Here is a 26,981-nt window from a genome sequence, read left to right as displayed (position 1 = left end):
GGGCGCTCGACTCGCAACAAGTTGCTCGCGTTTGTGGCGGGCGTTATACGTTTTCGGAGTACTGAGTTGGAGCAACTTTCAATTAAGCCAAATTACTTGGTCAAAACCGATAATATTGGATTTCTATTTCCGGTTGTCTGGTCTTCAATCGCTCTAATTTGGGGTGTACTGTTCCACGAAGTGTCAGGTGCAATTTTCATATCAATAATGTCATTATTCTTTGTATGGTTAACTTACAAGCTGACTTCGTTCGTTTTAAGCTTTCAGCAACATAGTGGTATCGTATCGAATGGGCATTATGATCAGGCTATTAAGTTTTTATGGTTTGTATCAGCGTTCGGTTTTCTTGTGTCTATAGCAAATGCCGTACTTTTTCAGCCAGAAAAACATATGTATTACCAAGCCGTATTTTCAATAGTCAGTTTTGGGTTTGCACTAGCCTCGGCGCGAAAATGGGGCTGTCACTATGTGGCTAAATGATATTTTAGCTAAAGCACGTATAACAAGGCGCAGCACTCGCGGCCTGCGGCCGCTGGGATGCCAACCGCTGCGCGGTCGTCACCCGTGTGCTTTGCGTTAGGCTTTTCAGAGATCGAGATGAAGTGGTTTAAAAGAATAATCATATCCTTATCGATAATCGGAGCTTTGCTCTTGGCTGTAGGAGCTGGGTTTGTCTGGTATGTCTTCTCCGATATTCAAGGACGCGATCACCTTGCCGACCAAGCTCTGATCTCAGATTTGGAAATAAACATGGGGAAGTACAAGAAATTAATCTCTATGTTCCGGGAGGACTCTCCAGCCACCGTTATTCACCCAACTTGGATAAGTCCTGATAATGTAATTTCAGAAACACGCTGGGATGAATACAAAACTCTATTTTCAGAGCTTGGCCTTGATGCGGGCATGAGGTCTTGGGGCGGTAATAGCATCTGGTTTATATCTACTGCCCAAGGTTTAGTGACAGGCGGTTCAAGTAAGGGCTACATGTACAAGCCAGAAAACCCCAAGCCCCTGTTTTCTAGCCTAGATAAAATACCAGAGGGCTTAGCAAGTAATGTCAAAGGATATAGGAAAATCAACGATGAATGGTATATCGTCTTTGACTGGGATGATTAAGTCTAACAAATGGCTGCTAGGGACTGCATTACGCTGCGCTTCATGCAGCCCCAGAGCCAGGCGTTAGTTTTTTGTAGAGATGGAGCTTAGTATATGTTTAAGAAGTTTATTTTGGCGCTAGGCATTATTGTGTTACTTACTGGTTGTAGTGCAACAGGACCTAAGTTTACTGAAACTGAAGCACCAGAGGTAAATAAGGCTAAAGTGTATTTTTATCGGCCTTGGGCTATGTTAGATGGCGCTGCATCGCCAGTAGTGCAGATAAATGGCGTAGATAGTTTTGAGATAGGTAATGGTGGCTTCCATGTAATAGACCTTAGTCCAGGCAATACAATAATTGCAGTTAAAGAGGGTGGCTTTATGTCCAATTGGCGTGCCGGTCCGTTACAGATATCTTTCGATGCACAAGCCAATAACACTTATTTTGTTCGCTTAACTGCGGCTCTTGATAACGCAGCTTATGTTGGTGGCGTAGCCAGTATTTCTGGTAACTACTCGCTTGGATTGGTTAATCCAGAAATCGCCAAGCAAGAACTGCGTGAAACTAAGAAAAACTAACAAGGCAAGTCAGCATCGCACCTTCGGTGCTGGACTCGCTAACGCTCGCCGCTGCTTGCGGCGTTAGGTAACTCAATGAACAGTGCCATCGATGATATTAGCGAAGATTACCAGGATTGGGGCTTAGATAATTTATCGTATAAGGATGGGTTACTCACCCTGAACCTAGTTACTTATATAAACGGCGATGATCCTATTAGGTTCATGGTGGTGTTCACCGATACCGTTTTATTCGAATCATACGATGAAAGTAGCCATTTTCAGGATTACCATTTGAACCGTGACTCAGGAGTTATTGGGGTATATACAGCATCGAGCTTACTTGAATATGCTAAAACGAAAACAAACGTCATGTGTTTAAGCAACGATAAGCTATCCCATTACTCCGTAATGACGACAAATGAAATCATTCATGTGTTAACCAGAACTGAGCCAGTGGTGGTAAATGTTACCTAACAAGCGCCATCAAAACGCCGCTTCGCGGCTCGACTCGCAACAAGTTGCTCGCGTTTGTGGCGGGCGTTAGGCATGTCTATGCATAAAATCATTATTATCTTAATTTTTTTATTATTTAACGATGAGTCAAGAGCTAATAGTGCTGTTGATAATATACCTAATTATGAGACACATGAGTTTCAGAGAGCACAAGAGCAAAACTATTCTGGTATGGTTTACATTTGCGTAGAGCTTTCAAAGAAAAATAATTACGCTGAAGATGGAGAGGCGCTTCTTGAAAAATTCAGAATAGCTTCAAAAATATCGCCAGAACACTCGGCAAAGATTAGAAAAGACGCTCAGCGTTGGTGGGCAAGTAAGCCTCAAAACATTGATTACAAATTTTTCTGGGACGATATGTGTGAAAAGCCTATGCAGAACATGCGTGGTTTTTTTGATCTTTAGTGGTTAAGTGTATTCCAGTTTTGATGTACGGTTTGCCTAACAATCCGCGTCATTCGGGGCCTGCGGCCCCTGCGACGCTCACAAGTTCGCGCGCATGCGCGGGGCGTTAACAGGTACTATATGGATAAGTATTCCCTAAAATTCGACGCGTTGGACCGAGAATCATATGCAGTATTCTTTTCTCTGGATGAAGCTACGGAGAAGTCTTTATCTGAATATCCGGAAACATTGAGCCGAGCACGGGGAGCTTTACACTTTGCTCACTTGCTTAGAAGCGGGGGAGAAGGGGATGGTAGAGAAAAGATGGCGGGTTCATACTTGCGAGCCTCATTGGCGGAATATGTTGCGATCGATGAAATGGCCAAGATAGAACTTCAAGATAAAAGGTTCTCTTTATTGGATACTGACTGCCCGCTTCCGCATGTACTAAAAATATTACGTAACTTCCAGATGCATATTGGAACGACAAAAGTTACAGAAGAAAATATGCAAATTTTATACTTGGAAGAGCCTTTCACCTTGGGTAAGTGGGTTGTGACGGATATTCATACAGGTAATTTACTTAATCTCCACGCCTTCCAAGCATCAAAGAAAAAGCCTCCCATCTACAGCGAGGAAACGGCAACGAAGATGGTGCAATGGCTAAATGATGCACAAGCTGCTTTTGGGTTTCCCGATCTGATATACAGAGGGGTGATGGATGCGTGTAATAGGATTGGTGCGAGAACCTGTTAACAAGGCCAGGCACAGCGACGGCTTTTCCGTTACGGCTGCGCCTCCACTACAAAGCCGCGCGTGCTGGCGGCGTTAGGCTAAAACATGAACATACTTATACTGACCTACGGAACCCGAGGCGATGTGCAGCCATATATCGCATTGGGGCAAGGCTTAAAGCGAGCTGGTCACTGTATCACATTAGCCACGAGCTCACGATTTAGAAAGATTATCGAGCATGCTGGGCTGCACTATGCATTCATGAACGACGGCATGCTAACTTTATTGGATGCCCCAGAAGACCAAGGCGCATTGGAAGACACAAACAACATATTTCAAGTTGTGAAGCGCACGCTAGGCTTACTCAAGAAAATAGGCCCAATACAGCGTGCCCTCGTGGACGAGAGTTGGGTCGCAGCACAGCAGTCCAAACCAGATATTATTGTGTTTCACCCCAAGGCCTTTACCGCCCCCGACATTTCCGAAAAGCTCGGTGTTCCAGTTCTGATGGCGCTTGTCGTGCCAGGGTTAGTGCCTACTGCTGAATATCCAAACATGATGTTGCCGCGGCTGAGGTTGGGTGGATGGTATAACAAATTCTCCTACAGCTTTGTGAATCGGCTGATTGGGTTGTCAGTGGCTAAGTACGCTCGAGCTTGGCGCAAGGCTCATCATCTGCCGAAAGCAAAGCGCTTTAGCCTCTTACATACCGCCGATGGCACACCCATTCCTGTTATTCATGGCTTTAGCAGTTTGGTCGTACCACGACCTGATGATTGGCCCCAAACTGCTAGTATCTGTGGTTACTGGCATACTGAAGATGACGACCATTATGAACCCTCACCAGAGCTTTCAGCCTTTTTGAACACAGGTCCACCGCCGGTGTATGTTGGTTTCGGCTCGATGACAGGACGTGACCCTGAACGGCTAACAGATATCGTCATTGAAGCACTTCAAAGAGCAGGCGTGCGGGGGATTCTGGCAACAGGCTGGGGCGGTATGGAAATTAAGGCATTGCCGGAGAGTATTATTGCAGTTGACCAAGTACCTCATTCGTGGCTATTCCCTCGTGTGTGCGGGCTTGTGCATCACGGAGGCGCAGGAACTACGGCTGCTGCCTTACAGGCGGGTAAAGCGTCTATTGTTATTCCGTTCTTTGGAGATCAGCCCTTTTGGGGAAATCGCTTACACTCGTTGAATGCCGGAGCCGCCCCTATCCCATTGAAAAAGCTGACGGTGGAAAGACTTGCGGCAGGCATTAAAGAGATAACCACAAATCAAACTATAATCGAACATGCCGCAGCGCTGGGAGCGAGTTTGCGAGAAAAACACGGCGTGGAGAAAGCTGTTGCAATAATTGAAAGCCTTGTATGCAAGCCTAACCAAGCATTGCAGCGGACAAGCCGCTGAATGCGGCGTTAGGCAGGTCAGTGCTATGGCATGGTTAGGAAGAAATGCAGTTTTTCTGATTAGCGGTTTCATCTTACTGCCAGCTGCTACATATGCACTATTAATGTGGTTAGCTTTTGGTTATGGTTTTGCTCGTGAACAATCCATATATGCAGTTTTAGTAGCACCGTTAATTTTGTCTTATTTTGCCGTATATATTTTATCTATTCGGTTTGCACTTAAACGGCTGAAGTTGTGCGGTAGTTACGGGTACTGGGATGTGTTGCCTGTTGTCTATTTTACAGCCCTATTTTTGTTTTTTTTCAGCGGTGGCTTGGGTTTTGATATCGCCTAACAATCGCCATCAAAAACGCGCCCTTTGGGCGCTCGACTCGCAACAAGTTGCTCGTCGCCCGTGTGCTTTGCGTTAGAGCTCATCATGAATCTGTTCGATCTGCGTAATCCATTTGTAGCTCTTATTGTGTTGGGGAGCTTAATAATCCTGATTTATTCTTCTTGGGGGATATATGCTGTCTCTGAGAGGAGTAGGCAGTTTGATCAATTTGAGCAGTATCGCGCTCATTGGCAGTCATTGAATCTCAAAAACTATGCTTATGTTATTGAAGAAGGCTGCATGTTGAGCTCTACGACTTCAGCTACAGTCCAAAAAGGAGAGCACATTTTCGAGCAGTTCGAAAAGCAACATTTTGGCGGTAAAGCAACGATTGCTTATTTGTTTGAACAGACGGAGCAAGCTATCAAGGAAGCACACCAATTGGAGTTGAGATATAACAGCGATTACGGATTTCCAGAGGAAATACGTGTCGATTGGTCCAAAGATATTATTGATGACGAGTGTTCTTATCGGGTCACGGAGTTTAAACAAAATGAGCTCTAACAAACGCCATCAAAAACGCGCCCGTTGGGCGCTCGACTCGCAACAAGTTGCTCGCGTGTGTGGCGGGCGTTATAAGGCAATGCAATGTGGAAGCATGTAATAACATCAAGTATTCAAGCCGCCTTTGTGGGGGCTGTTCTACTTATATTGGTTAGCCTGCCTGCGTATGGCGGTGCAGCAACAATATTTGGCTTTATTGCATTTCCTATAGCGGTGTTCTGGTGCATTGTGTTGGCGTACCCATTGATTAAGATTCGTCAGAAATATCAACTTCCGGAATATGCGTATTTTGTAATTGACTTAGCGGTCGGTTTTATATTTGGTGCGCTCACACCGGTTTTAATGTTTGGCGTGACTGGCACCGAGTTCAGTTTTCAATCAGCCACTTTTCTGGGTCTTTATGGTCTATTCGGTGCAGCGTGTGCCGTTACTGCATGGAACTATGTGCGTAAAAATGTCAGCTTATAACAAGGCTGTAAACCGGACCCAAATTACTACGCGGCAGTTTGTGCATTCGCTTCGCTCACTGTCGCACAAACTACCGCTCCGTAATTCGGCCCGGTTACAGCAGCGTTAGGTGCTAAAGGAGAGTCAAATGGAATTATCAAATTTTTTACCATTCGTAATGTTGCTGGTTTTTTCTGGACTGTCATTGCGAATATGGAAAACGGAAAGTAACAGTCAAGCAGTTTTAATGATTTGTATGGGCTGGGCAGCTATCAGTGTTCTCAGTTTAGTCGGTAGTATTATGCTATTTGTTGCAGGAGGTATAATTGTGCCAACTATTTTATTCACACTGTCCCCAGTTGCAGCCTATGTGGCAAATCAGTTTAAAAATGTACAACGCACCTAACAAAACAATAAACCACATTCGCTTCGCTCATTGGGAAAAAGCCTCGCTGGCACTTCGTGCCAAAGCACTCGGTTTTTCCCGTTATTGTAAGCGTTAGGCGAACAAGGAGTGTTTTTTTGATTCTTAGGTTTTTAATGATTCTCGCTGCGGCATTTTTCATGTCAGCGTGTACCACAGGAAAGCTCTATTACACCGAGCAATCTGGTAATCGTATTTTGGGTTGCGATGTGGAATTCGTTGGCCTTCCCAGCGTAGACAAATTTGCTGTCGAATATGCGTTAAGTCTTTGCGCTAAAAGTGTCGTCCATAAAGGTCATCAACTGGATGGCAATCAGCAATATCTCGTAAACCTAGACACATCAATTCCTGAGGCGCCATGTGGTCATGCTTGGAACCACGATCTAGCAAAAGCTAAATTTACAGAAGGCTTACTATCAAAGAAGCAATATGGTTATATTGTTGCTCACATAGATCTGGGGCTTGCGGTTGTAAATGAGTGTTCACCTAACAATGCGTAACACTCGCTCCCGTTGGTCGCTGGGACGCCAACCCGCTGCGCAGCTCGTCGCCCGTGTGCTTTGCGTTAACTGTCACGGAAGACCTCAGTGAAATTTGAAGTATCGAGCAATCTCAAAATCAGTCCCGAAGATGTCGATGGGCTCCTCACCATGAAGGGCGTGAATAGGGAGCTGAGTCCCATCATCCGTATGACGGCTCCCTCAGAGTGGTCAAGCAAGCCAATCTTTGAATGGCCTACGGGTAAGGTGCTCTTTTCTAGCTCGATACTCCTTTTCGGTATCCTTCCCATCGATCGGCACACGTTCTTCTTTCAATCCATTGATCGCCAACGGGGTTTTGCGGAGGCGTCGAGCTCTTTAACCAATAAGCTGTGGCACCATCGGCGGGAGATCGATAGAAGCGAGGCATCATGCCGAGTCACCGATACGGTCGAGTTCCAGTGTAGGTTGCCCCTGCTGGCATACGTTCTGGGGCCTGTTTACCGGTTCATCTTCAAGCACCGTCATCAGGTGCTAAGGTCTTTCTACGGTGGCAGCGCCAGTTAACCAGTCAATTAAGTTCGTTCCGGCCTGCGGCCTCCACCGGACGCCCCTGTTGGGCCGCCGCTTATTTCAGCGTAAAATTTTTTGCCTAACCTCGCAGACTATGCTGTAATACGTTGTAGTCACTAGGTATGAGGGGCATAGTCATGAGCGTCACCACAGTTCGCCTTCAAGCAGAAGTTGAACAGCATCTGGAAGCAATCGCCAGCAGGCTACACCGTAGCAAAGGCTGGGTAATTAACCAGGCATTGTCGGAATACATAGAAAAGCATCAGCTTGAGCAAGAGCGGTGGAAACAAACGTTAGAGGCAATGGAGTCTGCTGCCCAAGGTAAGGTTGTTGATGCCAGCGAGGTCCACAGTTGGCTTAATAGCTGGGGAACCGAAAACGAGCAAGATGCGCCGAGGTCAGGTAAGTGAAGCTGGTTTACACGGACGAAGCCATTGATGATTTGAAACGCCTCAGGGAGTTCATTGCGGTGCACAGCCCGTCGTCGGCAGTCAGGATTGCCGCCGAACTGGTTGGCAAAGTCGAATTACTTCCAGACTTCCCCAAAATGGGCGCACCAGTTGAAATGGCACCGGTGCCTGACTCTGTTCGAGATATGGTTTTCGGAAAATACGTCGTTCGATATTCAGTTCATGCCAGTGCCATCATTATTCTCCGAGTGTGGCATGGTCTTGAGGGTGAACGATAGCAATTTAACCAAACACGGCACTCGGACGCCCTTGTCTCCGCTTCGCTACGTCAAGGTCACCGGTGCGCTCTGCGTTATGTATAGGTACCCCATGAACCTTGTCGCTCCTTACTTGGAGGGAGGTTAGGTGGACACAAAAACGTATAAGTTAATCATTTAATCATTGGAGTATTGATGCTTAAAAAATTACTGCAGCATGTGGGTGCGTTTGTAATAGTTATGCTAGCTTTTGCAATGCTCAGTATACCGGCAATTGGCTTTACGTATTTACTGGCCTGGCTGCTAAGTTTCCTGTTTGATATCAATTTCGACAGTGCGATCACTCACGGTGTGCTCTTGGTACTAGCGGCTATTTGGACATTAGCTACCATCAATAGCAAAGAGGGCAGCGAAGAACTCTCCAACATGTTAACGTTGAAGCGCTAACGCATCAGCTGTCATAAAAACGTCATGTGGCACTGTTAGGTTGGCTGATTATCACAAATGAGATAAGTGAAACGATGACACAACACTTAGTACGTGAAACGACGTTAGGCGGGGCCATTATTCTCGGGCTTGGCTCAATTTTGGGTACTGGAGCGTATGTGAGTGTCGGCTTGAGCGCTGAATTAGCTGGGCCAAATCTAGTTATTGCCATTATTCTGGCTGCATTTACGGCGTTATTTAATGGCCTAAGCTCGGCTCAATTAGCCGCGGTACATCCAGTAAGTGGTGGCACCTATGAGTATGGCTATAAGTTTCTTAACCCCACCGCAGGCTTAACTGCGGGCACCTTATTTGTGCTCGCAAAAAGCGCATCAGCCGCTACCGCAGCACTTGCTGTTGCATGGTATTTGCATGGCTATCTCAATACACTTGTAAACACCCCAGCTTGGACCATTCATGGGATTGCAGCGGGATTATTGTTGCTTTTTACTAGCTTTGTACTCAGTGGGGTACGCCGTACCAATGGGCTCAATGCTATTCTCGTAACCCTTAGCCTGATTGGTTTAGTGGTGTTTATTGTTGCTGCATACAGTGAACCTAGCCCACCATTGATTTTTACCGAAGCATCGTTACAGCAATACGATAATGGTATGTTTTTTGCTGCTGCGCTGATGTTTGTAGCTTTTACCGGGTATGGCCGTATTGCTACTATGGGCGAAGAAGTGGTAAACCCACGCCAGACTATTCCCAAAGCCATTGTGCTCACGTTGGCTATCATTAGTCTGTTGTACATAGCCGTCGGCCTAGCTATTTTGCATGTTAGCGGTGCCGAGAGTTTTGCTCAGAGTAACTTTAATATAGCCCAATTAGTGGAGCATTCGACCTGGCATGGAGTGATCGTGCTAGGCGGTATTGTAGCCATGTGTGGCGTTATTCTAAATCTAGTACTTGGCGTATCGCGGGTCGTCTTGGCTATGGGCCGCCGTGGCGATTTACCTCGCAGCCTTGCTCGTCTCGATAGCCAACAAAAATCAGCACCAGCTGCAACTTGGTTAACCTTTGCCGTGATGGCTTTGATTGCTCTCGGTGGCGGTATTGAAACTGCATGGACATTGAGTGCTTTTACGGTCTTGGTCTATTATGGGTTAACTAATCTAGCTGCGCTTAAAGTTCAGCAAGCACAGCGTTTTGTGCCTAAATGGGTGTCTTTTTTGGGCTTAATCGCTTGTCTTGGTTTGGCTGTTTTTATTCCCTGGCCTACCATTGTTCTAGGCACTTTTTTAGTGTTATGTGTTATCGTTTTAAAACGAATAACATCCATAACTAACGGTAGCCCATGAGCCATCACCATCATGATCACAGTAAAGATCTTTCTTCCGAACGACTAGGCTGGGCCTTCGTTCTCAATTTCTGTTTTACTATCATTGAGTTTATTGGTGGGATATTAACCAATAGTACTGCGATTTTAGCTGATGCGGTACATGATTTAGGTGATAGCTTAGCCTTAGGGTTAGCTTGGGTACTCAATAAATTGGGGCGCAAGCAAGCTAATCCGCAATACACCTATGGCTACCGTCGGCTCAGCTTGGCGGGTGCTTTCATCAATGCGCTGGTGCTGATTGCTGGGTCTGTGTGGGTGCTCACTGAAGCGATTCCACGCCTGTGGGATCCGCAAATGCCTGTTACCGAGGGCATGATAGGCTTAGCGATTTTAGGCATAGCGGTGAATGGCTTTGCCGCTTATAAGTTATCAGCGGGCAAAACCTTAAATGAACGCGTGATTAATTGGCACCTACTAGAAGATGTTTTGGGTTGGGTTGCGGTATTGATTGTTGCCATCGTATTGATGTTTGTTGAATGGCCTATTCTCGATCCGTTGTTATCAGTAGCTTTTACGATTTTTATTTTAGTTAATGTAGTTCGTAACCTATTTCAGACGGCACGGCTGTTTTTTCAGGCTGCGCCAGACCAAAATACGATAAGCTCTGTTGAGCAACAACTGCGCCAGCTGGAGCAAGTAAAGGATGTGCATCATTTACATTTTTGGTCGTTAGATGGTGAGCATCATGTTTTAACTGCACATGTGGTCGTAGCTGTCGACTTAGATATAGCGCAGCGGCGCTTATTCAAACAACAAATTGATGCGGTACTGATGCCATTTGCATTGAGTCATACAACCATTGAATTAGAGTTTCCTGGTGAATTATGCCGTGACAACGAGTACCACGAGCATGAACACGAACACGAGCATCATCACCACCATTCACATTAAACCCAGTAGGTTTAGGAGGTAGGTATGTCGACGTCATTTCAAGGTAAAGTTGCTTTGGTTACCGGTGCCGGTTCAGGCTTAGGTGAAGCTATTGCTAAAGCCTTAGCGAGTAAAGGCGCGAAGGTGGTACTAACAGATATCAACCTAGCAGCAGCAGAACGAGTTACTAAGGCTATTCAGCAAGCCGGTGGTGATGCTACTGCTTTTCAGCAAGACACAGCAAAAGCCGAAGCTGCAGAGCAAGCGGTTAAGTTTGCCGAAGCCACTTACGGCGCATTACATTATGCCGTTAACAATGCGGGTATTGGTGGTGCTCAAGCGCCAGCGGGTGAGACCGATTTGGCTGAATGGCAGCGGGTGATTGATATCAATTTAAACGGTGTGCTGTATGGCATGAGATATCAAATACCTGCCATGCTTAAGGCTGGGGCTGAACACTGCGCTATTGTTAATATGGCATCTATCCATGGCATGGTGGCAGCACTTGGAAATGGTGCTTATACCGCCGCTAAACATGGGGTGGTGGGACTCACGAAAAACGCCGCAGCTGAATACGGCCCACAAGGCTTACGCATTAATTGTGTGGGCCCTGCCTACATAGACACACCATTATTAGAGAGTTTACCGCAAGAGTTACGCGATCAATTGGTGAGCCGGCACCCGCTAGGGCGTTTAGGCCGAGCCGATGAAGTTGCTCCGTTGGTATGCTTTTTATTGTCGTCTGAGGCATCTTTCATGACCGGTGGTTATTACTTGGTTGATGGTGGCTACACCAGTATTTAATGCTGTTAGCAACGGTCAGTCGTTACCGGTTAGAGTAACGACTGGCTATGCTAAGCGGGTCAACAAGACCCATGTTGTTGAGAAATTAAGCAAATCTAAATGCCAGCGGTAATAAAAAGACGACGACCGCCGCCCAAGCTACATAAAAGGGTATCAGTTTAATTTGCCACTGCTCCAACTGAACAAATCCTACTCGTGCTCGAATAAACAAGAAGTAATACCAGGCATAGCCGGCTAAACTAGTTAGCAACAATAAGTTTGCCCCTAAAACGGCGATTCTATTGGGAGTCAGACCGAGCTCTAAAATGCGGCCACCTATTGCCAAGAGGGCCAGAAGGTCAACACACAATGCTGTCGCAACTAGCAGCAATTGCAAATAATCAAAGAGACTAGGGCCTTGTGCAGGCGCTTTTGAACTGACACTGTAGAGCACTAATCCAAGTACCAGAATCAGCATCATATTTAACCCTAACAGTACATCTCGTTCTAAATTGAAGCCTTTGCCGGTGACGAGCATCACCATTAAAAAGACACTTAACAGCAGCGTAAACAAAGGAGTAAAGATCCGAGCAAGCACCGGTGCCATCGTCTCTATCGCCCCTTGTTTTGCGCCTACTAGATAGCCTACGATGACCACCGCGCCCATAGCTCCACAAGGAATGATCCATTGACTGGCGAACCATTCCACATCAATGTCAATAAACGAGAAGATACCTATGGTAAATGCTGTTAAAACGGCTCCGCCTAACGCAACAAGCACAAAATAAATAAAGTATTCGCCCGAGAAGCGGATAAAATCCATCTGCTTGGCATCCGAACGCCACCAGTTTCCGCTGTAGGTGACACCTACCATAAACCACAACAACAGTGGCAAATGCAGCATGGCCAAGACAGCCGTATCACCACCAGGTTGCCACGGCATAGCATTCATATAGATAGCCGCAAACAGGGTACAACTACCGACAAACAGCCAGCCCCGTTGCCCCAGCTGCCGTTCAATAACCCAATAGGCTGCTAACATGGGCAAGCAAAACAATGAAATATTATAGGCAAAAAACCATTCATGAGATGCCATGGATACCCCAAATAAAAGGGGAGCTTTAATGGCTATGGCTGCTACCAGCGCTAACAGCAATACCGTCAGCAGAGAAGCCGAACTAGTAGCAGGGCTAAAGACAAGATTTCGCCATAATCGGCCCGCATGTACCTCCGCAAATTCATGCGAAATAGCTGCGATTTGACCAAGCCGTTTGGTGGCGACTAAAAAGGCTTCGTCGGCTGCTAAACCGGCACCGATGAGTGCGTCGATTTCATCGCGTAAATGGCTTTCTAATTCATCCGCATCTTCTTCTTGAATGGCCGATTGGCGTAATAAATAGCGTCGCCATTCAGCAATATTTTGAGTCAGAACAAGATGGTCATCAGGCGGGTTGGAAGTCATAAGGATTATTCCATAATGTGTTTAGGGCGTTGTTGATCACCTGCCATTGTTGGCGCTGTTCAAGAATGGCTTGTTTGCCAAGGTCAGTAATGGCGTAGTATTTACGTTTTCTGCCGCTGTCAGCTAGGCGCCATCGGGCTACCAGATAACCTTGTTTTTCTAACCGATGTAATAAGGGGTACATCATGCCGTCAGTCCAAGTGAGAATGCCGCCAGATAGTTGCTCAACCCGCTTAACGATTTCATAGCCATAAGTTTCACCTTCAGCAATAACGCCTAATACAATAGGAGTGGATGATGCCGCCATCAGATCTTTGGATAAGTTCATATGTAACCTAATGAGTAAAATAAAATGCTTATACCTAGAACTTCTAGGTATAAATTCTATACCTAGATCTGTTATGTATGCAAGAACTATCATTTACTGCTAGGTTTAAGTATCAGTACTTATTGATAAATCAGAAGAAAGGAGCGTGCTATGGGTTTTTTATGGTTTTTATTGGTAGGCATTATTGCCGGTTGGCTAGCAGGTACCTTAATCAAAGGAGGCGGTTTTGGGCTGTTAGGCAATATGGTGATAGGTATTATTGGTGCCATGATTGGCGGCTTTTTGTTCAACGCACTTGGTGTTGCTAGTGGCGGTGGCATCATTTGGAGTATTGTGGTGGCAACAGTTGGAGCGGTGGTATTGCTAATTATTGTGCGCGCCCTTAAAAAGGCTTAGTTAGGTTAAGCAGGTCACCCTAGCTAGGCTTCTTTTCGAGCTGTGCTAGGGCGACGTTTTGCTGCAACTCGTTAGGTTGTTAGCTTATCTTGCGTGCGCAGCTCAAAATCGCTGGCATCGTGGCGTTCATGCAACTGCTTATGCAATTCTCCCCACGTTTTGTTGACGATACGACCGCGCTGCACTGCTGGGCGTTGTGCTATGTGTTCAGCCCAGCGCAAAACATGTTGATAGGTATGAGCTTCTATAAACTCTGCAGCATCATAAACTTGGTTGGTGACTAAGGCACCATACCAAGGCCAAATAGCCATATCGGCGATACTATATTCAGCGCCCGCCACATAGGGATGCAAGGCCAATTGCTTATCTAAAACATCAAGCTGCCGCTTTACTTCCATCGTGTAGCGATTAATCGGGTATTCAAATTTTTCTGGTGCGTAGGCATAAAAATGCCCAAAACCACCACCTAGAATAGGTGCGCTAGCCATTTGCCAAAACAACCAGTTAAGCGTTTCCGTTCGTGCAGCGGGTTGTTTAGGTAAGAAAGCATCAAACTTTTCAGCAAGATACAATAAAATCGAACCACTCTCGAAAACTCGTGTGGGTGGTGTGGTCGAGGTATCTAAAAGTGCTGGGATTTTTGAGTTTGGATTCACCTCGACAAAGCCACTGCTGAACTGTTCACCTTCAAGAATTTGAATCAAATGAGCATCGTATTCGGCGGCTTGAATGCCCTGCTCAATTAATTCTTCCAGCATAATAGTGACTTTCACGCCGTTGGGGGTAGCTAGCGAGTAAAGCTGTAGAGGATGCTTGCCACGAGGCAGCTCAGCTTGGTGAGTGGCGCCGGCCTGAGGGCGATTAATACTAGCAAACTTGCCACCGCTTGCTTGATCCCATTGCCACACTTTAGGTGGTGTATAAGATTGGGTCATACCATACTCCTTGTTATGCAGAGAATGGTTAGTTTAACGCAAAGCGGTGGCGTTTGGACTACTCTACCTCAATATCATTTTCTACCGATTTTACGCCTTCAATGCCCTCAGCCAATTGTTCGGCTAAATCGGCTTCGGCATCAGTTTTTACCAAACCACTTAGGACCACGTGGCCGTTAATAGTTTCTACATTGATTTGACCAGCGTTTAATTGGTCCGCTTCAAATAAGGCAGTTTTAACCCGAGCGGTAATTGCACTATCACTTAAAAAGTCGCCGGCGCGCTCTGAGGCATCTTTAGCGTAGTCGGCAGCATCATTGACTGCTTGCTTAGTAGCCTCGGTCGCTTGCTCTAAACTCGATCGTGCTTTATCGCGAGTTTCTTCTTGCTGCTGCTCAGAACAAGCAGCTAAACCACCTGTAGTTAACATAGCTACAATCACAAGAGTTGCTGTTGTTGGTGCTTTCATGATCAACCTCCATTAAGGTGATGAGTTAATGCAAATAAACGAAAAAATAGCATATACTGGTACTAAGCTTAGTAGAGCTTGATGGTATTTCTAGGTGGTTTACAAAGCTTTTGCGCTTTACATTAAGAAAAGATGGTTAAAGTTTGTTAAGAATGGGAGCTATGCAGGGTGCGCACTATTGGTAATGTTTTGTGGTTTTTGTTGGGCGGGATCCTCATGGGATTAGGCTGGCTATTAGCCGGTGTTATCGCATTTATTACGATTGTTGGGATTCCGTGGGCGCGTTCTTGCTTTGTGATTGGAGTGTTTGCTTTCTTCCCCTTTGGTAAAGAAGCTATCAGCCGTAACGAACTGACTTTGAGAGAAGATTTAGGAACAGGGCCATTAGGATGCCTAGGTAATATTGTTTGGTTTGTACTGTTTGGTTGGTGGCTGGCGCTGGGGCATTTAATATCGGCCGCGGCTCTTATTTTAACTATTATTGGTATCCCTTTTGCGATTCAACATATTAAGTTGGCGGCCCTAGCGTTATCCCCAGTAGGAAAAACCGTGGTCACCATTGAAGAAGCCAGTGCCGCTCGGCAGTTTAATGCCAGTGAAAAAATCTCGAAAATGCGCAATAAATAACAGCTTAATTAACTATGCTCGCTAATAATAAGAAGGATTTATGATGCAGTGGATGATTTATGGAGCTAACGGCTACACCGGTACTCTCATTGCGGAGCAGGCCGTCGCACGAGGCTTGCAGCCTATCTTAGCAGGTCGTAATCAGGCAGCGATAGAAGCCTTAGGTGAGCGCTTAGAATTACCGGTTCGTGTGGTAGATCTGGCCGACCAAGCGGCGTTGCACCAGGCCTTGGCCGAAGTTGATTTAGTCTTGCATTGTGCGGGGCCGTTTGAGCTCACCGCCGAACCTATGATTGAAGCCTGCCTAGCAACTCGTACTCATTATTTGGATATTACGGGTGAGTTGGCTGTGTTTGAATATGCCCATCAGCAACATCAACGGGCGCAAGCTGCAGGGATTGTACTCTGCCCAGGCGTTGGCTTTGATGTGATTCCGACCGATTGTCTAGCGGCACGGTTGCAGCAGCAATTACCTGATGCCACTCATTTAACTTTGGGGTTTGATTCGGCTTCACGGATGAGTCGTGGTACCGCAAAGACAAGCGTCCGGCGTTTAGGTGAAGGTGGTGCGATTCGCCAGCAAGGTGAGATAAAGATGGTTCCGTTGGCTTATAAAACACGGGACATAGATTTTGGTGGTGGTTCTAAATTAGCCATGACGATTCCTTGGGGCGATGTAGCGACCGCTTTTTACAGCACCGGTATTGGTAACGTTGAGGTATTCATACCCGCGTCACCTAACCTAGTTAAAAGATTAAAACGATTGAATCGATGGCGTTGGCTATTGCGATTAAATTGGGTTAAAAACTGGTTAGCGAAGAAAATAAATACACAACCCGCAGGCCCAGATCAGCAGCAATTAGAGCAAGCGCACACCTATGTTTGGGGTGAAGCGACGAATCGTGCAGGCGATCGGGTAGAATTGAAATTAACCGTAATGAATGGCTATAAGCTGACCAGCTTAGGTGCGCTGGATGTAGCGCAACAGGTTTTAATGCAAGCGCCAGAAGGTGGTTATTATACCCCTTCTAAGTTGCTTGGACCCGAGCTGGTTGACCGCTATTTAGTGACATCATGACGATTGAATCATAACGGAGATAAAGCATGTGTTGGTCACCATTGACACCCCTAATGAAAGTTACTATAACGGCGGTCATCGCAGGATTATTTACGTCTGTAACGCTAGCACAGGATGTTGATAACAGCTCAGAGCAACAACAAGGCAAAGATCCTGCGTTTGCGGTGACGGATGTTATTGGCACTTATTGGGAGCTTAGCGAAGAGCAAAAGCGAGGGATTTTTCAGCTACGTACTTACGAGCCAAATTTTATTCTGCCCGTGATCCATAGTTCGGATATCAATGAGCAACCTGTGTCTCCTACTCGAGGTCCCGCTAGTACCTTAGATAGCTACAAGCCGAATGAAGCTAAGATCCAGATCTCATTGCGTACGAAGCTACTTGAAGACGTGATTTTACCGGGCGCTGATTTGTGGGTGTCTTACACACAGACCTCGCTATGGCAGGTGTGGGATGGTGATAATTCATCTCCCTTCCGCAGCACGGATTACAACCCTGATGTGTTTGCTGTTGTGCCTATTCCAGAAAACCTTGATGTGTTGCCGGGTAAGGCGCGCATCCGCTTTGCTAAAGTAGGTTTTGCACACGAATCTAATGGACAAACGAAACCGGATTCGCGCAGTTGGAATTACTTTCACTTTGGTGGAATGATTGAGTACGGTGATTTATCGTGGGAAACCACCTGGAAGCAACGAGTGAATGAAACCGGTGATGACGATGATAATCCAGACCTTATCCGCTACCGTGGAAACTTTGAGAACCGCTTGTTATGGCGGGACTCGTTAAACACCTACAGCGTTACTCGCGTTACTCGAGAGTTATCTTGGGATAAAGGGTCGTGGCAAGTTGACTTTACCCACCCGCTTAACTCAAGTAAGCCCGACGGGTTACGTTTTTACATTCAATTCTTCTCCGGTTACGGTGAAACCTTATTGGATTACAACCACCGCCAAAACCGCATTGGAATAGGGTTTTTGTTGTTAAACATTTAAAAGGATGAGACATGAAGAACTCGACTAAATGGCTGTTGCGCTTGGTAATAATCGCCGCTATTGGCTGGTTCGGTTTTACCTACGTACAGTCGTTGGTATCGGCGCCACCTGAACATATCTCGAGTGGTAATGGACGCATCGAGGCCGTTGAAATTAATGTAGCAGCAAAAACGCCAGGCCGAATTACGGCTATTAAGGTACAAGAGGGCCAAATGGTGGCGGCTGGAGACGAGCTGGCGTTGATGGATACCGCCTCGCTTCAGGCGCAGTTGCACCAAGCCCAAGCGCAACTGCGACAAAGCCAGAGCCAAGTCGTTGCCGCTCAAAGTGAGGTTACTTTACGCGAGTCGGAGCAAGTTGCCGCGCAAGCGGTATTGGCTCAGCGGGTGGCGGAATTGGAGTTGGCGCAAGCGCGTTATCAACGAACCCAGCAGTTGGCCCAACAAGGCTCCATGTCGGCGCAAGATTTAGATAATGCTAAGGCGGCCTTGGTTGGGGCTGAAGCCGCTATTGCTGCTACCAAGGCGCAAGTTGCTGCCGCTGCGTCAGCCATCACGGCTGCGCAAACTCATGTCGCTGGTGCCGAAGCTGCAGTTCAAGCAATGCAAGCGACGGTCGAGCGTATCCAAGTTGAGTTAGATGATAGCTTGTTACTAGCACCACGAGCAGGGCGAGTGCAATTTATTGTCGCCCGCGAAGGCGAAGTTGTGGGCGCTGGTGGTCGAGTGCTTAATTTGCTGGATTTAAAAGAGGTCTATATGACTTTCTTTTTACCCACTGCCGTGGTCGGTAAGCTGGCGATTGGGAGTGAAGCTCGTATTCTGCTCGATGCTGCCCCCAATTATGTGATTCCCGCTACTATTTCATTTATTTCAGACGAAGCACAATTCACCCCGAAAACGGTAGAAACTGCATTGGAGCGCGAAAAACTGATGTTTCGGGTACGGGCTCAGGTGTCGCCTGCACTGCTTGAGCGCTACATCGACCAAGTAAAAACCGGTCTACCAGGGGTGGCCTATGTTCGCACCGATAGCTCTCAGCCGTGGCCCGCGCGATTACAGTTAGCGGCACCGCAAGCAAAGGGTGAGTAATGATGAACACAACGGCAGTGATTCAAGCCGCTGCGGTTTGTCACTGTTATGGTGCTACGCAGATACTTACGGATATTGAGCTCGCCATTCCTGCGGGGGTGACGGTAGGCTTGATTGGCCCTGATGGGGTGGGTAAATCAACCTTGCTGTCTTTAATTGCTGGCGCGAGAAAGTTACAGCAAGGTCAGCTTACGGTGTTGCAAGAAGATGTTCGGTCGAGCCGTGCGCGGACGCGTTTGTATCATCGGATTGCGTATATGCCGCAAGGTTTAGGTAAAAATCTTTACCCAACTTTGTCTGTCTATGAGAATGTAGAATTCTTTGCTGATTTATTTGGCTTAAGCAAACATATCCGTAAACCACGTATCATGCAGCTGTTGCAAGCGACTGGGTTGGCCGTTTTCGCCGATCGTCCAGCGGCAAAATTATCCGGCGGCATGAAACAAAAGCTAGGACTTTGTTGCGCGCTGATTCATGATCCTGATTGCCTCATTTTAGACGAACCCACCACCGGAATTGATCCCTTGTCGCGGCGACAATTCTGGCAACTTATCGCGCGCATTAAAGCACAACAGCCGGCGATGACAGTGGTTGTTGCTACTGCTTACATGGAGGAAGCCGCGGTCTTTGATTGGCTGATTGCTATGCATGATGGCCGTATTTTAACCCAATGTAGTCCCGCTGAATTATTGCAACAAACCCAATCAGAACACTTAGAGCAAGCCTTTGTAAGGTTGCTGCCGGATCACGCCGATTATCAACCATTCGTGTTGACGCCACGAGAGCATGACAGCGCTGCTACCGTGGCTATTGAAGCGCGTCATTTGACCATGAAATTTGGTGATTTCACGGCGGTAAAAGACGTTAATCTAACCGTCTATAAGGGTGAGATCTTCGGCTTTTTAGGTTCGAACGGTTGTGGCAAAACCACCACCATGAAGATGCTTACCGGCTTACTACAAGCCAGTGCAGGAGAGGCCTTCTTATTTGGTGCCCCAGCTGAAAAAAGCTCGGTGGCTATGCGAAAGCGTGTGGGCTATATGACCCAACAGTTTTCGTTGTTTGGTGAGCTGACAGTAACACAAAACTTAGCCTTACATGGACGCCTATTCGGGTTGCATGGTGCTGAATTAAAGGCGCGTATTAACACCATGGCGGAACAGTTTGCGTTAGGTGAAGTACTTGATGAGTTGCCTGATAGCTTGCCATTGGGTGAGCGCCAGCGCTTAAGTTTAGCCGTGGCTATGATTCATCAGCCCGAGCTCTTGATCTTAGATGAGCCGACCTCGGGCGTAGATCCCATTGCGCGCGATATTTTCTGGCGCATCATGATGCAATTAGCCCGCGAGCAGCAAGTGACTATTTTTATTTCCACCCATTTTATGAATGAGGCCGAGCGCTGCGACCGAATTTCTTTGATGCATGCAGGTGAAGTCTTAGTGAGCGATACTCCGGCAGCAATTACCGCCAGTAAACAGGCTGATTCGTTAGATGATGCCTTTGTGGCTTACTTGCAAGATGCCATCGCCGCGCAGCAGCGTACTACCGGTGCTACGGAACCGTCGCAAGCTGCAGAATTAGAGGTATCAACTAGACCAACTAGTAACACGGCAAAACAGCCATTAATATTTAGTTGGCAGCGTCTCTGGAGCTATTTGAGGCGCGAGAGTATCGAGTTGATTCGAGACCCCATCCGGTTAGTTATGGCCACGTTAGGCAGCGTCATTCTCATGGCGGTATTGGGTTATGGCCTTAACATGGATATCGAAGATTTATCTTTTGCGGTGTTAGATCAAGACCAAACTAGTTTGAGCCGTGACTATGTAGCTAGTTTAAGTGGTAGTAGGTATTTCGATGAGCGTCCTCCTCTGAGCAGTTACACAGAGTTAGATGCCCGTATGCGTAGTGGTGAGTTAAGTTTGGCGCTAGAAATACCAGCTGGATTTGCGCGTGATTTGCATCGTGGGCAAGGGGTTGAAATAGGTGCTTGGATAGACGGCTCACTGCCAATGCGCGGTGAAAATGTGCAAGGCTACGTGCAGGGTATTCATGCGCATTGGTTACAAGAGCAGGCACGTTTGCAGGGTTTAGATGGGTTGCAAGGCTTAGCTCAGATTGAGTCTCGATTTCGTTATAACCCTGATGTGAAAAGTCTACCAGCCATGATGCCAGCGGTGATTCCACTGCTGTTACTGATGTTTCCGGCTATTTTGACGTCGCTGGCGGTGGTGCGAGAAAAAGAGTTGGGCTCGATGCTAAATTTTTATGTGACGCCAACCTCCAAGCTCGAATTTTTGTTAGGTAAGCAACTGCCCTATGTCGCTATTGGCATGCTTAATTTCGTTATTTTGATGGTGCTGGCTGTTTATTTGTTTGATGTGCCTATTACCGGGAGTTTGACCGCTCTGACGCTGGCTTCGTTACTGTATGTGATTATTGCCACCACGTTTGGCTTGATCATGTCGGCTTTTGTAAAAAGTCAGATAGCTGCGCTATTTGGCACCACCTTAGCCACGATTTTACCGGCTGCACAATTTTCTGGTTTGATTACCCCAGTGCCCTCACTGGAGGGCGGCGCGCGCTGGTTAGGCGAGGTGTTTCCAACCACCTATCATATTATTGTCACCCGCGGGGTCTTCTCAAAAGGATTAAGTTTAGCGGACGCCGGCTCGGCACTGTGGCCATTAGCCGTTAGTATTCCGATTTTATTGGGCATCGGTGTGTGGTTATTGAATAAGCAGGAGCGCTAACATGCAAATGAAGAATATCCTGCATTTGGGATTGAAAGAATTACGCGCCATAGCCAGAGACCCCATTCTATTGCTGATTATTGTCATGGCCTTTACCTTATCGGTTTATACCGCAGCTTCAGCTATGCCAGAAACGCTACACAATACGCCGATTGGTGTGATAGATGATGATCGATCACAGCTTTCTAGCCGCATTGTCCAGGTGTTTGATGAGCCCTATTTCATGCCACCAGAGGCGGTTGATAGTCACCAAGCCGATCGGTTCATGGACGAAGGACGTTTTACCTTCATCGTACACATACCTAGTGGCTTTCAGCGTGATGTCTTAGCGGGTAACCAACCGGCTCTTCAAGTCTTAGTAGATGCCACTCGAATGAGCCAAGCTTTTACCGGTAACGGCTACATTCAGGCCATGATTCAACAAGAACTGCAAGACTTTGCACAAACGGATACTCAAGTTCCAGTGCAGTTAAGCATGCGTTCGCGATTTAACCCGGAACTCAATGGCAGCTGGTTTTCTGCCATCAATGAGGTGATTTCTCAGATCACCATGTTGTCGATTATTCTGACCGGAGCTGCGCTCTTACGTGAACGTGAACATGGAACCGTTGAGCATTTGCTAGTGATGCCGATTACTCCGTTCGAGATCATGGCTGCCAAAGTTTGGTCAATGGCATTGATTGTGTTGGTGGCGGCTAGTTTATCGCTACTCGTGGTGGTTGAAGGAGCGTTACAGATACCTCTAGCGGGTTCAGTCGGCTGGTTTATTATCGCTATGGCTTTTCATTTGTTTGCTACAACCTCACTAGGTATCTTCCTGGCCTCGTTTGCGCGCACGATGCCGCAGTTTGGGTTGTTGCTGATTCTTGTTATTTTACCGATGCAGATCCTTTCTGGTGGCATGACCCCGCGCGAGAGTATGCCGCAAGTGATTAGCTGGATCATGAGTGCGGCGCCAACCACCCATTTTATTGAATTAGGCCAAGCTATTTTATTTCGTGGGGCTGGGTTTGCTCATATTTGGCCGCAATTAGTGGCCCTCATTGTGATAGGATTAGCCTTCTTTATGATCGCTCTAGCCCGCTTTAGAAAGGCGCTGGCAAGTATGGCGTAATGACAACGGTTAGCTCGTCGTACCCTGATAAGAATAAAGGTAACAAGAACGGAACCTGCGCATGTCTGATAACTATTTACTGAAACTATACCATCAGTGTCTAAAGTACCCTTTTGGTCGCACGATTTTCTCGCGGATGTTTGCGCGCAAAGCACCTTACTTTGCCACCATAAAACCAACCATCACCGAGCTCAAACCTCATTATTGTGAGTTAAGGTTCAAAAAACGTAAGGCAGTGCAAAACCACATGGGTACTGTGCATGCGATTGCTTTGTGTAATGGTCTAGAAATGGCGATGGGGGCACTAGCTGAAGCCTCTATACCCAAACACCTAAGGTGGATTCCTAAAGGCATGACGGTGCAATATACCGCCAAAGCCGATAGTGATATCCGCATTATTGCCGAATGCTCTGCTGCTAGTTGGCAAGCGGGCGATAGTGCTATTTGTGTACGCGGGTTGCGAGCTGATGGTCAGGTAGTGATAGAAGGTACCATCACCATTTATATTTCTGAAAAACCACCACAGAAGTCATCATAACTAAGTAGAATGACGCTGCCGCAGTGCGAGTAATTCGCGTTCAATCGCAAACACATGAGGGTCATGGTCATCAAGATCTCGCAAGGCTTGCGCTAATAACAGTAAATATTCGTCATTGGGGCCACTAGGCCCTGCTGATTGTGCAATATGCCGAGCTATTTCCTGCTCACTAGCGGGGCCTAAATAAGCGTCATTATCAGGCCCTGCAACATAGACTAATCCGTTTACCGTGCCGCTACCGTCTAACCATTCAAATTCAGTGAAGAAGCGTAAGTAGCCATTTTTTTCACGATGGTCTAAATGCTCAAAAACTACTGGCGTAACTTGGTACGCCATACCACTACACTGCGCATTTTCGGCTTGAACGAGTGTGGCAACCCGGCCTGGAGCTGTTGGAGTGCCTCGATGGTCGTGAGAGCCTTGCCAAAACCGTCGCTGCCAGCCATGGATGCGCGCTGGGCGTCGTTGCAAATAGCTAAAGTCAGCTTTATAAATAAGTGAGCCATAGCCGAACAGCCAAACTGAATCGAGATGATCGAGCGGTTGCTGGGCCTGATTTATTGCAACAGTGTTATGTGACATGGGCGAATCGTTTACCAAGTGATGAGCGTTAACTAACTCGTTTATAATTTTTCCAGCATTGCGGCGGCGCCTGTGGTGCGTATTTTCGCAGCTTAGGCTGTCGCAAATTCCAAGGTTACCTCTTTGGTTACCCTGAGCTGCTTACCAGTTGGCAACAAAAACTGCAGCAAAGTACCACCCTATAGTTGCGTAGAACGGCGGCTTACATCCAGCGCTGCTGATTTTGTCCTACTTGCTGTATCCATTGCTGTTGTAGCTGTAATGCCGACGCCAGCGACTGATACTTGATAACTTCAGCACCCGCAGCAGTGTGCACAATGATGTGCGCAAACCCAAGCATTCTTAACCAAGGCGACTGGTACACATCCAGTTGCTGAATTTTATAATAGGGATACCAGTTTTCGGTCCGTCCCAGCACGCCGTGCTTGACGGCTAACCAAGTGCTGTCATAACTGAAGCCATAATTACGCCAGCGAAATACCACATAGGTTTGCATTAATCCCCATAGTAAGACGGCAATTAAGAAGCTGCTTGTGAGGCTCAGTTCGATCGCAAAATATCCGACCAAGCAGGCTATCGGGGCTAACCAAGCAACCCAAAAGGTAGGGCTTAATAACGCTAAAGCACTGATGGATTGCCAATGAACTTGATTGGCATTGGTGAGGTTTAGCTGCTGCCTAAGTTCATGTAAGAGTTCGGGGTTAACGACTGGCAGAATAAAGGCACTCGACCCAGCGGTATGCTGTGCCATGGTGGGTTGTAACTGACTTACCCGTACGCGAAAGCGTTTGAGTAGACGCGCTCGTAAATTTTGCTTGATCTGAACTCGTTGTAGTTTGGGATACCTGAAACTCACAGTACGGATACTAAAAAGGCCACTACGAGCCTGATAACGGTCTCCATTAATGCTGACAGCTAGATCATAATAAGTGATAACGGTTACCGCTATGGCAAGCACAAACAATAGGCTTAACACCGCAAGCACTAACCCGACATTTAACCACAGGCTACTTTCAATAAATCCGATATTTGCTTCTAGCCAGGGCACCATTTGCTCTTGTAGCCAATCGGTTTGCGACAGTGGATAACTTAACAGCGCCAGTAGCACAAAGATTTTATTGTCGATGACGCCGGCTTTAATGATTTCAGCTAAATTGAACTGAGTTTGCCATTGAGGTTCTTCTGCCGTTGCAGCTTGTGTCGCCTCGGTGGTGGCGCCAGGCTCGGATTCTACAGCGGGCGCGGTAGCCAGCATGAGCTGCCGCAACTGCTGTGCTTGCTGCATGGGTAAACCAGGGATCTCTACTTCTTTGCCCGCAGAGCCGGCGCTATCGACTTTTAAAATGGTGAGGTTAAAGGGGCGAAAGTACCAAGTTTGTTCGAGTTCGGCTTGTTGAATGCGCTCATATTTCAAGGTTAGGCTTTTTTTACCAAGGACGCCGGTTCGTAAATGCACCGCATCATTGCTTAGCGCAAATAAAAAGAAACGATGATTGAGCAAGGCGCTGATAAAAATATAAACCAAATAACTACCACCGAGTGCGTAAGGCACCCAAGCACTGTCGGTGACAAAGATAACTGCTAGCGCAGGCAGAAAATTCGTAAAGTTCTTGATGAACAACTTAATTTCTTTGGCGATAAAAAAGCCAAGGGTTAACCATGGTGTGCGCTGCCACTTAAGTTGTGGCTGGGTTGACTGCTCAGACATGCTCTTCAGTTTCCGTGGCTACTGGGCTAGATTCGGTTGCAATGGCATCAACCAAAGCGGCTTTCATAGCTTCTGCTGTGGCTAGTTTGAGCCCGGGAATACTCAGATCGGCACCACCGCTACCGGCCGTATATAAGGTTAAATGTGCTAAGCCCAACGTGCGCTCAATCAGTCCTTGTCGCACTTCAACATGCTGTATGCGATTAAGCGGCACCGCCCGAGTTAAACGCCACAAGGCGCCGCGGCGTAGATACATGGATGCATCTGTACGCGCGTAAGCGGTAAACTGAAAGCGTCGAGAGCTCCAAAAAAGCCCCAAAAAAAGTGTGATGACAGCCCAAGGAATCGCCAGCCATAGCGCATTGGGCAGCCATGAGGTATTAGGGACCCATAGATAAAAAACTGCGCCAACAATGGCGAGTAAGCCCATATCTAGTATGACAGCTATTTGTAAACTGGTTTTATAGGCCGGCTCAACCGGCTGCCAAGTAATACTCATCTAATCCATTCCTTACTTGAAAAAGTAATAGGTAACACCCATACCTATATTACATTCAATGAAAACCGGAGTTCGGCATGAAAATTCTAATGGTACTAACGTCACACGAACAACTAGGTGACAGTGGCCACAAAACTGGCTTTTGGGCAGAAGAGTTTGCCGCCCCCTACTATGCTTTTAAAGACGCTGGCGCTGAGGTTGTGCTAGCTAGCCCCAACGGAGGCCAACCTCCGATCGATCCTAATAGTCAGCAAGCTGCAGCTCAAACCAATGAGACTGTACGCTTGTTTGAAGATGAAGCAGCTCTGGAGCAACTCGCTAATACGCTTCAACTTAGTCAAGTAACAGCCGATGGTTTTGATGCTATCTTTTACCCCGGTGGCCATGGTCCGTTATGGGATTTAAGCGAAGATCCGCTATCCATTGGCCTGATTCAACAATTCTGGGAGCAGGATAAGCCAGTAGCAGCGGTATGTCATGCCCCTGCTGTTCTTGTTCATGCCAAAACTCCAGCCGGAAAGCCGCTCGTAGCCGGCCGCAAGGTGAGTGCTTTTACTAACAGCGAAGAAGCTGCAGTGGGCTTAACCGACGTTGTTCCCTTCTTATTAGAAGACAAGCTACAAGAGCTGGGCGCGCACTATCAAAAAGTAGACGACTGGAAGCCACTGGCAGTGGTTGATGGTAACCTTATTACCGGGCAAAACCCTGCTAGCTCAGCGGCAGTTGCACGAGCTCTATTGCAGCAGCTAAAGCACTAAAACCTGTC

At 47.0% G+C, this 26,981-nt stretch carries 34 protein-coding genes; 27 read left to right on the top strand and 7 right to left on the bottom strand.

Going from position 1 to position 26,981, the window contains the following annotated elements; all coding sequences use genetic code 11:
* From NOG12_RS05070 to NOG12_RS04985, 18 genes are all read left to right on the top strand, one after another.
* Positions 1 to 480, top strand: a 480-nt coding sequence (locus tag NOG12_RS05070) for a hypothetical protein (protein ID WP_313932598.1), incomplete at its 5' end; no start/stop codon positions are given.
* A gap of 117 nt (positions 481 to 597) precedes the next feature.
* Complete coding sequence (locus tag NOG12_RS05065) at positions 598 to 1,116, top strand: hypothetical protein (protein WP_313932597.1); 519 nt, start codon at positions 598 to 600, stop codon at positions 1,114 to 1,116.
* 93 nt (positions 1,117 to 1,209) lie between these two features.
* Positions 1,210 to 1,674, top strand: a complete 465-nt coding sequence (locus tag NOG12_RS05060; RefSeq protein ID WP_313932596.1) for a DUF2846 domain-containing protein — start codon at positions 1,210 to 1,212, stop codon at positions 1,672 to 1,674.
* 75 nt (positions 1,675 to 1,749) lie between these two features.
* Entirely contained in the window at positions 1,750 to 2,130 is a 381-nt protein-coding gene (locus NOG12_RS05055; RefSeq protein ID WP_313932595.1) for a hypothetical protein, read from the top strand.
* 72 nt (positions 2,131 to 2,202) lie between these two features.
* Positions 2,203 to 2,574: a hypothetical protein gene (locus NOG12_RS05050; RefSeq protein ID WP_313932594.1), complete on the top strand. Its 372-nt coding sequence runs from the start codon at positions 2,203 to 2,205 to the stop codon at positions 2,572 to 2,574.
* 120 nt (positions 2,575 to 2,694) lie between these two features.
* Entirely contained in the window at positions 2,695 to 3,309 is a 615-nt protein-coding gene (locus tag NOG12_RS05045) for a hypothetical protein (protein ID WP_313932593.1), read from the top strand.
* Positions 3,310 to 3,393: 84 nt separating this feature from the next.
* Positions 3,394 to 4,698: a glycosyltransferase gene (locus NOG12_RS05040; RefSeq protein WP_289117497.1), complete on the top strand. Its 1,305-nt coding sequence runs from the start codon at positions 3,394 to 3,396 to the stop codon at positions 4,696 to 4,698.
* A 25-nt stretch (positions 4,699 to 4,723) separates the two neighbouring features.
* Entirely contained in the window at positions 4,724 to 5,032 is a 309-nt protein-coding gene (locus NOG12_RS05035; RefSeq protein ID WP_153827420.1) for a hypothetical protein, read from the top strand.
* Positions 5,033 to 5,116: 84 nt separating this feature from the next.
* On the top strand, positions 5,117 to 5,575 hold the full coding sequence (locus NOG12_RS05030) for a DUF6174 domain-containing protein (RefSeq protein ID WP_313932592.1): 459 nt from the start codon (positions 5,117 to 5,119) through the stop codon (positions 5,573 to 5,575).
* 84 nt (positions 5,576 to 5,659) lie between these two features.
* Complete coding sequence (locus tag NOG12_RS05025) at positions 5,660 to 6,043, top strand: hypothetical protein (protein ID WP_313932591.1); 384 nt, start codon at positions 5,660 to 5,662, stop codon at positions 6,041 to 6,043.
* A gap of 127 nt (positions 6,044 to 6,170) precedes the next feature.
* Complete coding sequence (locus NOG12_RS05020) at positions 6,171 to 6,428, top strand: hypothetical protein (protein ID WP_313932590.1); 258 nt, start codon at positions 6,171 to 6,173, stop codon at positions 6,426 to 6,428.
* Between the two features lie 116 nt (positions 6,429 to 6,544).
* The gene (locus NOG12_RS05015; protein WP_313932589.1) at positions 6,545 to 6,946 is read left to right on the top strand and encodes a hypothetical protein; all 402 of its coding nucleotides are present in this window, start codon (positions 6,545 to 6,547) and stop codon (positions 6,944 to 6,946) included.
* A 689-nt stretch (positions 6,947 to 7,635) separates the two neighbouring features.
* A complete protein-coding gene (locus NOG12_RS05010) occupies positions 7,636 to 7,908 on the top strand; it encodes a CopG family ribbon-helix-helix protein (RefSeq protein ID WP_313932588.1) in 273 nt (90 codons plus the stop codon).
* Complete coding sequence (locus NOG12_RS05005) at positions 7,905 to 8,186, top strand: type II toxin-antitoxin system RelE/ParE family toxin (RefSeq protein ID WP_034733600.1); 282 nt, start codon at positions 7,905 to 7,907, stop codon at positions 8,184 to 8,186. Before NOG12_RS05010 ends, NOG12_RS05005 begins: the two co-directional genes overlap by 4 nt.
* A gap of 174 nt (positions 8,187 to 8,360) precedes the next feature.
* Entirely contained in the window at positions 8,361 to 8,612 is a 252-nt protein-coding gene (locus tag NOG12_RS05000; RefSeq protein ID WP_313932587.1) for a hypothetical protein, read from the top strand.
* Positions 8,613 to 8,686: 74 nt separating this feature from the next.
* Positions 8,687 to 9,952, top strand: a complete 1,266-nt coding sequence (locus NOG12_RS04995; RefSeq protein ID WP_313932586.1) for an APC family permease — start codon at positions 8,687 to 8,689, stop codon at positions 9,950 to 9,952.
* Positions 9,949 to 10,884: a cation diffusion facilitator family transporter gene (locus NOG12_RS04990; RefSeq protein ID WP_110076825.1), complete on the top strand. Its 936-nt coding sequence runs from the start codon at positions 9,949 to 9,951 to the stop codon at positions 10,882 to 10,884. The genes NOG12_RS04995 and NOG12_RS04990 overlap by 4 nt, the downstream gene beginning before the upstream one ends.
* Before the next feature lie 24 nt (positions 10,885 to 10,908).
* Positions 10,909 to 11,667 (top strand): SDR family NAD(P)-dependent oxidoreductase, encoded by a 759-nt coding sequence (locus tag NOG12_RS04985; protein ID WP_110076824.1) that lies wholly within the window; start codon positions 10,909 to 10,911, stop codon positions 11,665 to 11,667.
* A gap of 85 nt (positions 11,668 to 11,752) precedes the next feature.
* Here the strand turns inward: NOG12_RS04985 and NOG12_RS04980 are convergent, their stop codons facing one another.
* Both NOG12_RS04980 and NOG12_RS04975 read right to left on the bottom strand, forming a co-directional pair.
* Positions 11,753 to 13,108 carry a permease prefix domain 1-containing protein gene (locus NOG12_RS04980; protein WP_153827167.1) on the bottom strand — a complete coding sequence of 452 codons (1,356 nt, stop codon included), beginning with the start codon at positions 13,106 to 13,108 and terminating at the stop codon, positions 11,753 to 11,755.
* Positions 13,089 to 13,436, bottom strand: coding sequence for a PadR family transcriptional regulator (locus NOG12_RS04975; RefSeq protein ID WP_313932585.1), 348 nt, complete (start codon positions 13,434 to 13,436; stop codon positions 13,089 to 13,091). Before NOG12_RS04975 ends, NOG12_RS04980 begins: the two co-directional genes overlap by 20 nt.
* A gap of 150 nt (positions 13,437 to 13,586) precedes the next feature.
* Between NOG12_RS04975 and NOG12_RS04970 the strand changes: the two genes are divergently transcribed.
* Entirely contained in the window at positions 13,587 to 13,832 is a 246-nt protein-coding gene (locus NOG12_RS04970) for a GlsB/YeaQ/YmgE family stress response membrane protein (protein ID WP_153827169.1), read from the top strand.
* Between the two features lie 71 nt (positions 13,833 to 13,903).
* Here NOG12_RS04970 and yghU read toward each other — a convergent pair whose 3' ends face one another.
* Both yghU and NOG12_RS04960 read right to left on the bottom strand, forming a co-directional pair.
* On the bottom strand, positions 13,904 to 14,767 hold the full coding sequence (yghU, locus tag NOG12_RS04965) for a glutathione-dependent disulfide-bond oxidoreductase (protein ID WP_313932584.1): 864 nt from the start codon (positions 14,765 to 14,767) through the stop codon (positions 13,904 to 13,906).
* A 58-nt stretch (positions 14,768 to 14,825) separates the two neighbouring features.
* On the bottom strand, positions 14,826 to 15,236 hold the full coding sequence (locus tag NOG12_RS04960; RefSeq protein ID WP_313932583.1) for a BON domain-containing protein: 411 nt from the start codon (positions 15,234 to 15,236) through the stop codon (positions 14,826 to 14,828).
* 168 nt (positions 15,237 to 15,404) lie between these two features.
* Here NOG12_RS04960 and NOG12_RS04955 point away from each other — a divergent pair, with 168 nt between their 5' ends.
* The 7 genes from NOG12_RS04955 to NOG12_RS04925 all read left to right on the top strand — a co-directional run bounded on the left by NOG12_RS04955 (position 15,405) and on the right by NOG12_RS04925 (position 23,426).
* Complete coding sequence (locus tag NOG12_RS04955) at positions 15,405 to 15,863, top strand: YccF domain-containing protein (RefSeq protein WP_313932582.1); 459 nt, start codon at positions 15,405 to 15,407, stop codon at positions 15,861 to 15,863.
* Between the two features lie 40 nt (positions 15,864 to 15,903).
* The gene (locus NOG12_RS04950; RefSeq protein WP_313932581.1) at positions 15,904 to 16,941 is read left to right on the top strand and encodes a saccharopine dehydrogenase family protein; all 1,038 of its coding nucleotides are present in this window, start codon (positions 15,904 to 15,906) and stop codon (positions 16,939 to 16,941) included.
* Between the two features lie 53 nt (positions 16,942 to 16,994).
* On the top strand, positions 16,995 to 17,933 hold the full coding sequence (locus tag NOG12_RS04945; RefSeq protein WP_313932580.1) for a phospholipase A: 939 nt from the start codon (positions 16,995 to 16,997) through the stop codon (positions 17,931 to 17,933).
* 11 nt (positions 17,934 to 17,944) lie between these two features.
* Complete coding sequence (locus tag NOG12_RS04940) at positions 17,945 to 19,024, top strand: HlyD family secretion protein (RefSeq protein WP_153827172.1); 1,080 nt, start codon at positions 17,945 to 17,947, stop codon at positions 19,022 to 19,024.
* Positions 19,024 to 21,774: a ribosome-associated ATPase/putative transporter RbbA gene (gene rbbA / locus NOG12_RS04935; RefSeq protein WP_313932579.1), complete on the top strand. Its 2,751-nt coding sequence runs from the start codon at positions 19,024 to 19,026 to the stop codon at positions 21,772 to 21,774. The genes NOG12_RS04940 and rbbA overlap by 1 nt, the downstream gene beginning before the upstream one ends.
* Before the next feature lies 1 nt (position 21,775).
* Entirely contained in the window at positions 21,776 to 22,888 is a 1,113-nt protein-coding gene (locus tag NOG12_RS04930) for an ABC transporter permease (protein ID WP_313932578.1), read from the top strand.
* Between the two features lie 61 nt (positions 22,889 to 22,949).
* Positions 22,950 to 23,426: a hotdog fold domain-containing protein gene (locus NOG12_RS04925; protein ID WP_313932577.1), complete on the top strand. Its 477-nt coding sequence runs from the start codon at positions 22,950 to 22,952 to the stop codon at positions 23,424 to 23,426.
* On the opposite strand, the gene NOG12_RS04920 is transcribed toward NOG12_RS04925, so the two are convergent.
* The 3 genes from NOG12_RS04920 to NOG12_RS04910 all read right to left on the bottom strand — a co-directional run bounded on the left by NOG12_RS04920 (position 23,427) and on the right by NOG12_RS04910 (position 26,215).
* Positions 23,427 to 24,008 (bottom strand): gamma-glutamylcyclotransferase, encoded by a 582-nt coding sequence (locus NOG12_RS04920; RefSeq protein WP_313932576.1) that lies wholly within the window; start codon positions 24,006 to 24,008, stop codon positions 23,427 to 23,429.
* Between the two features lie 202 nt (positions 24,009 to 24,210).
* Complete coding sequence (locus NOG12_RS04915; RefSeq protein ID WP_313932575.1) at positions 24,211 to 25,716, bottom strand: PH domain-containing protein; 1,506 nt, start codon at positions 25,714 to 25,716, stop codon at positions 24,211 to 24,213.
* Positions 25,709 to 26,215, bottom strand: coding sequence for a PH domain-containing protein (locus tag NOG12_RS04910; protein WP_153827178.1), 507 nt, complete (start codon positions 26,213 to 26,215; stop codon positions 25,709 to 25,711). The genes NOG12_RS04915 and NOG12_RS04910 overlap by 8 nt, the downstream gene beginning before the upstream one ends.
* Positions 26,216 to 26,292: 77 nt before the next feature.
* On the opposite strand from NOG12_RS04910, the gene NOG12_RS04905 reads away from it, so the two are divergent.
* The gene (locus tag NOG12_RS04905; protein ID WP_082388970.1) at positions 26,293 to 26,973 is read left to right on the top strand and encodes a type 1 glutamine amidotransferase domain-containing protein; all 681 of its coding nucleotides are present in this window, start codon (positions 26,293 to 26,295) and stop codon (positions 26,971 to 26,973) included.
* Positions 26,974 to 26,981 lie beyond the last annotated feature (8 nt).

The sequence above is a fragment of the Pseudidiomarina fusca genome (genome assembly GCF_032227045.1).
Lineage (GTDB): Bacteria > Pseudomonadota > Gammaproteobacteria > Enterobacterales > Alteromonadaceae > Pseudidiomarina > Pseudidiomarina fusca.
The sequence above is the reverse complement of the archived record's forward strand: the minus strand, read 5'-3'. Positions and strand labels throughout refer to the sequence as shown.